This window comes from Pseudoalteromonas sp. SR45-5 (assembly GCF_014163565.1).
GTDB lineage: Bacteria > Pseudomonadota > Gammaproteobacteria > Enterobacterales > Alteromonadaceae > Pseudoalteromonas > Pseudoalteromonas distincta.
Genome location: NZ_JACJDN010000198.1, coordinates 1 through 6,352, shown reverse-complemented (window position 1 = coordinate 6,352; position 6,352 = coordinate 1). Strand labels below are relative to the sequence as shown.

The following is a 6,352-nucleotide window of genomic DNA, read 5'->3' as shown; positions in this document are numbered from 1 at the left end:
AACAATTCAAAATTCTACATAACTAATTGCCCTTTAAAAAAAGAAAGTACAAATAACATTCAATTTAAATCGCAGGCACAAAAAAACCAGTAACATTTCTGTTACTGGTTTCTAAATTTGGTGCGGATGGGGGGACTTGAACCCCCACGCCCGAAAGCACCACCCCCTCAAGGTGGCGTGTCTACCAATTCCACCACATCCGCATTTTTAAGCTTTCGCTTATTTGTTAAACATATGATTTATTTGAGGAGTATAAATCGTTTAACGATAGCATTACGCTAAATTAGTTCGGTACGTCAGAGCTTTGCTCTTTCGTAGATGTTACCGGAACATCTTCTTCAACAGGAACTACAGTTTCTACTGCAGGAGCTGCTTCTAGGTTTTCCCACTCGTCAGTCTTTTTAATTTGACCTGCAGTTAGGTTACCTAGCACAATGCTTAAAACAAAAAATACTGTTGCTAAGCTTGTGGTTGTTTTTGTCATAAAGTTACCAGCACCAGACGAACCAAAAACCGTGCCTGAAGCACCAGCACCAAATGAAGAACCCATATCTGCGCCTTTACCTTGTTGAATTAAAACCATTCCAACTAGAGCTAAAGCCACAACTAAATAAACTACTAATAAAATTTCGTACATCTTATACAGTCCCTTTTGCACTGTTACAGATTGCAGAAAAAGATTCTGCTTTTAGACTTGCGCCGCCAATTAAGCCGCCATCTATATCTGTTTGTGCAAATAATAATTCGCTATTTTTTTCATTAACGCTACCACCATATAAGATGGAAAGCCCTTGTGCTAAAGTGCTATCAAGTGCAGCAATTTTATCACGGATAAATTTATGAACAGTTTGTGCCTGCTCTGGCGATGCAGTCTTACCTGTGCCTATGGCCCAAACGGGCTCGTATGCTATCACAGAATCTTTCAGTGCTGCTACACCTAATTTTTCAATTACTGCATCAATTTGTGCAGCAACTACTTGTTCGGTTTGACCGTTTTCTTGCTCACTTTCACTTTCGCCAACACATAAAATTGGTGTTAACCCAACTTCTTGTGCTCTAGCAAACTTTTCAGCGACAGTTTCATTACTTTCGTTATAAATACTGCGCCGTTCAGAGTGACCAACGAGTACGTAAGTTGCACCTAAGTCTTTTAGAAGCTGTCCGTCTACTTCACCGGTAAACGCACCAGGTGTATTTTCAGAAACAGTTTGAGCACCTGTAGAAACACCACTAGCTATCATCGCAGGTACAAGTGGGAATGGAGGAAATAAAACAATGTCCATCTCTTGTGATTTTACATCGTTAATAGCATCAGACATTTGTTTAACTAGCTCTAACGAACCATTCATTTTCCAGTTGCCTGCGACCATCGCCTTGCGTATTGCCATTTTCCACTCCACATTAGAAAGCGGGCGAGATATTAACTTTTCTCGCCCAAAGTTACAAGAGGTTATTGTTATTAATCAGTCTGTTTGCTCATAGATTCTACAACAGCTGCAATTTTTTGAGCGCTGTCTATTACAATTTTTTCTTGCTCAGCTTCAACCATAACACGAACAACAGGTTCTGTGCCTGATTTGCGCAGTAAAACTCGGCCTTTGTCCCCTAAAGCAAGCTCAACTTCTGCTACAGCTGAAAGTACCTCTGGCGCTTTTGTCGGATCTGTTCCAGCGGTATAGCGCACGTTAATCATTTTCATTGGATATTTAGTAAAACCAGCACCCAAATCTTGTAGTGTACGGTTTTGTGCAACCATAGCTGCAAGTACTTGCAAACTTGATATAATGCCATCACCCGTGCTAATTAAATCTAAATTTAATACATGGCCTGAGCTTTCACCGCCAATTTTCCAGCCTTTTTGCTGTAGTAATTCCATTACATAGCGGTCACCCACTTTACTGCGAGCAAACTCGATACCTTTTGCTTTTAAAGCATTTTCAAGACCCATGTTAGACATTACAGTGCCAACTACACCTCCACCCAACATATCATCTTCGGCAGCTTGGCAAGCAATAATATAAACTAAATCGTCACCATCAAATACACGACCATTATGATCAACCATCATTACACGATCGCCATCCCCATCGTATGCAATACCTACGTCAGCTTTAAATTCAAGCACTTTGCGTTTAAGGGTATCTACATGAGTAGCGCCACATTCATGATTTATATTAACGCCATTAGGCTCGCATGCATGTGTTATAACTTCAGCGCCAAGTTCGCGCATGACAGAAGGAGCTATATGGTATGTAGCGCCATTTGCGCAATCGACAACAATTTTAAGCCCTTCTAAAGATAACCCTTGGGGGAACTGGCTCTTACAAAACTCTATATAACGGCCGTCTGCACTAACTAAACGCGAAGCTTTACCTAGTTTATCTGAAGCAACACATGTCATTTGTTCATCAAGCATCGCTTCAATTTGAAGCTCTACTTCATCGTCAAGCTTTAGACCCTGCCCATTGAAAAACTTAATACCGTTATCGTAATAAGGGTTATGTGAGGCACTAATTACTATACCTGCCTCTGCACGAAATGTTTGCGCTAAATACGCAACTGCAGGTGTCGGCATTGGACCCAGTAATACAACATCAATACCAGCGGCAATTAAACCAGCCTCAAGTGCAGTTTCAAGCATGTAGCCAGAAATACGCGTATCTTTACCTATAATGACTTTTTTAGTACCACTTTGAGATAATACGCGCCCTGCAGCCCAACCCAACTTCATTGCAAACTCAGGGTTAATAGGTGGCGTTCCTACTAGACCACGTACGCCATCAGTACCAAAATATTTTCTTTCTTTCATTATGCAATTCCTTTCTCGCAGGCTTGATATACAACAAGTACGTCTGCGGTTTCTTTAACGTCATGTACACGAATAATTTTTGCGCCATTTTGCGCCGCGATTAACGCACCCGCTAAGCTGCCCGCTAATCGCTCATTTGTTTCTCTATTTAATAGATTACCTATCATCGACTTACGAGATAATCCGGCCAATAATGGCAAACCTAACTTGTTAAAATCATCAAACTTAGCCAATATTTGATAGTTATGGCTAAGTGTTTTTCCAAATCCAAAACCAGGGTCTAGAATAAGTCGCTCAAACTTAATCCCTGCTGTTTCACATGCTTTAATACGTTCACTAAAAAAAATATTTATATCTGCAAACAGATTGTCGTAATGAGGTGCGCACTGCATGCTGCGAGGTTGCCCTTGCATATGCATTAAACAAATTGCTACATCTTCATACTGCGCAACCGTTTCTAAGGCGTTTATTTCTTGTAGAGCTCTTACATCATTGACTATATCTGCCCCTGCAAGTATTGCTTGCTCCATTACTTGTGCTTTACTGGTATCAATTGAAATAACGCAATCACTGTGCTGACGTATCGCTTTAATAGCAGGAATTACTCGGGCAAGTTCATCTTTTAAACTCACATCTGGTGCGCCTGGGCGGGTAGACTCCCCCCCAATATCAATTATTTGCGCACCATCCTCTAACAATTGCATTGCGCGTTTTAGCGCTATTTTGGGGTCTAAAAACTGCCCGCCGTCAGAAAATGAGTCTGGCGTTACATTCAATATTCCCATAATAACAGGCTTTTCAATATTGAGCGTACGTCCTCTGGGAAGCTTTAATATATTAGTCATTGCCAACCTTTATTCTTTTTCTAAATAGCTGATACAAAAAAGCCCCGAAATTCGGGGCTTTCATTACTATTTTAACGATTATTCAGCTTTGTCATCAAGGTTTGTTTCATCTTTTTTCGATGAATCATCCGCTTTTTGACTTTCATCAAGCACTGGCTCTTGAGGCTCTTGCTCTTTTACCGGCTTAGCTTCATGGCGGTCATGAGCATCGCGCGGCTCACGCACTGGTTGGCGCGCCATTAAATCATCAATTTGCTTAGCGTCTATTGTTTCGTATTTCATTAACGCGTCTTTCATTGAGTGAAGAATATCAATATTTTCTTTTAATATTTCTTCTGCTCTTTGGTAGTTACGATCTGAAAACAAGCGTACTTCAGCATCAATTACTTTAGCAGTATCATCCGACATACTAGATGCACGGCTTCCGCCACCACCCATATACATCTCGTTTTGATCTTCAGCGTAAAGCAATGGACCTAGCTTTTCACTTAAACCCCAATGTGTAACCATTTTACGTGCAATATCAGTTGCGCGCTCAATATCGTTACTTGCACCCGTTGTTACTTTGTCAGCACCATAAATAAGCGCTTCAGCAATACGGCCACCATAAAGGCTTGAAATCATTGATTCTAAAAGTTCTTTTGAATGACTAACACGGTCTTGTTCAGGCAAGTACATTGTTACACCTAGCGCACGGCCACGTGGAATAATAGATACTTTGTAAACTGGATCATGTTCAGGAACCATACGGCCCACAATTGCGTGGCCTGCTTCGTGATATGCTGTCATTTCTTTTTCTTGCTCGCTCATCACCATGGTTTTGCGCTCTGCGCCCATCATGATTTTATCTTTAGCAGCGTCAAATTCAGCCATACTTACAACACGTTTATTACCACGTGCAGCATAAAGTGCAGCTTCGTTTACTAAGTTCGCTAAATCAGCGCCAGAAAAACCAGGTGTTCCACGCGCTATAAGAGCCGCCTCTACGTTATCGCCTAATGGCACTTTACGCATGTGTACTTTAAGTATTTGCTCACGACCACGTATATCAGGTAAACCTACTTCTACTTGACGGTCAAAACGACCTGGACGAAGTAATGCAGGGTCTAGAACATCTGGTCGGTTAGTTGCCGCAATAACGATAATACCTTCGTTACCACCAAAACCATCCATTTCTACTAGCATTTGGTTGAGTGTTTGCTCACGTTCATCGTTACCGCCGCCCATACCTGCGCCACGTTTACGACCAACCGCATCAATCTCATCTATAAAGATAATACAAGGTGCCGCTTTTTTAGCTTGTTCAAACATATCACGTACACGTGACGCACCAACACCGACAAACATTTCAACAAAATCTGAACCAGAAATTGTAAAAAACGGTACTTTCGCTTCACCCGCAACAGCCTTTGCAAGTAACGTTTTACCAGTACCAGGAGGACCAACCATTAGTACGCCCTTAGGAATACTACCGCCAAGCTTTTGAAACTTAGAAGGGTCACGTAAAAAGTCTACCAATTCGGTAACATCTTCTTTCGCTTCATCACAACCAGCAACATCTGCAAACGTGGTTTTAATTTGATCTTCGCTCATTAAACGGGCTTTACTCTTACCAAATGACATAGCGCCTTTACCGCCACCGCCTTGCATTTGACGCATGAAGAATATCCATACACCTATAAGCAGTATCATCGGGAACCAAGAAATAAATATACTTGCTAAGAATGATTGTTCTTCAGGTTGTACACCCTTCACATTTACATCATTTTTAAGTAAATCATTTATTAAGTCTTCATCGTACATTGGCATCGTTGTTTGAAAACGTTCACCACTGCTCTTAGTACCAGTAATATTTCCTGTACCGCGGTCGATAATAACTTCTTGTAAAGAGCCACTGCGGACATCTTTAACAAATTGAGTGTAACTTGTTTGACGATCAACTTGCTCGCCACCATTAAAGCTCTGAAAGACTGACATCAGCACAACTGCAATCACCAGCCATAGTATTAAATTTTTCGCCATATCGCTCAAGGGGTTAACCTCTTGTATCCAATTAATTTAAATTCAACTAAACGCCAAGCAACTGTACTACAGTTTGTATCCAGTCGCTACTATATATACTTCCCGAGAACGGGCACGTGAGGCATCAGGTTTGCGTATTTTCACTGCTTTAAAACTATTACGTACATCTTGCAAGTATTGATCAAAGCCTTCACCTTGGAAAACCTTAACAATAAATGCGCCATTTTTCTTTAGTACTTGACTACACATATCCAGCGCAAGTTCTACCAAATACATACTACCCGCTTGATCTACTGAGTTATTACCACTCATATTTGGTGCCATGTCAGAGAGTACCACATCAACATTTTTACCATCAATACGTTTTAGCAACGCATTTAACACAGCTTCTTCACGAAAGTCACCTTGTAAAAAGTCAACACCCGCAAGTGAGTCCATAGGTAATATGTCACAGGCAATTACTTGACCTTTGTCACCTACTTTTTCTGCCAAATACTGTGACCAGCTTCCTGGAGCTGCTCCTAAATCAACAACGGTCATACCAGGGCGAAGTAACTTATCTCTATTTTGTACTTCATCTAATTTAAAAACCGCTCGTGAACGCCAGCCTTTTTTTTGCGCTTCTTGAACATATTTATCATCAAAATGTTCTTTCAGCCATCGCTGTGAACTGGCT

The 6,352-nt window shown here is 41.1% G+C and carries 6 protein-coding genes and 1 tRNA gene; all 7 read right to left on the bottom strand.

The features are described from left to right. Positions 1–118: 118 nt before the first annotated feature. A tRNA-Leu gene (locus H5072_RS09260) sits at positions 119–203 on the bottom strand. A gap of 80 nt (positions 204–283) precedes the next feature. Then, on the bottom strand, positions 284–637 hold the full coding sequence (gene secG, locus H5072_RS09255; protein ID WP_002962769.1) for a preprotein translocase subunit SecG: 354 nt from the start codon (positions 635–637) through the stop codon (positions 284–286). Between the two features lies 1 nt (position 638). Continuing rightward, entirely contained in the window at positions 639–1,388 is a 750-nt protein-coding gene (gene tpiA, locus H5072_RS09250) for a triose-phosphate isomerase (RefSeq protein ID WP_002962767.1), read from the bottom strand. Positions 1,389–1,459: 71 nt separating this feature from the next. Continuing rightward, a complete protein-coding gene (glmM, locus tag H5072_RS09245) occupies positions 1,460–2,809 on the bottom strand; it encodes a phosphoglucosamine mutase (RefSeq protein WP_002962765.1) in 1,350 nt (449 codons plus the stop codon). Then, a complete protein-coding gene (gene folP, locus H5072_RS09240) occupies positions 2,809–3,654 on the bottom strand; it encodes a dihydropteroate synthase (RefSeq protein WP_182693351.1) in 846 nt (281 codons plus the stop codon). Before folP ends, glmM begins: the two co-directional genes overlap by 1 nt. Before the next feature lie 78 nt (positions 3,655–3,732). Beyond that, positions 3,733–5,676: an ATP-dependent zinc metalloprotease FtsH gene (gene ftsH / locus H5072_RS09235; protein WP_039485975.1), complete on the bottom strand. Its 1,944-nt coding sequence runs from the start codon at positions 5,674–5,676 to the stop codon at positions 3,733–3,735. Positions 5,677–5,742: 66 nt separating this feature from the next. Next, on the bottom strand, positions 5,743–6,352 hold a 610-nt coding region (gene rlmE / locus H5072_RS09230; RefSeq protein WP_182693350.1), incomplete at its 5' end, for a 23S rRNA (uridine(2552)-2'-O)-methyltransferase RlmE.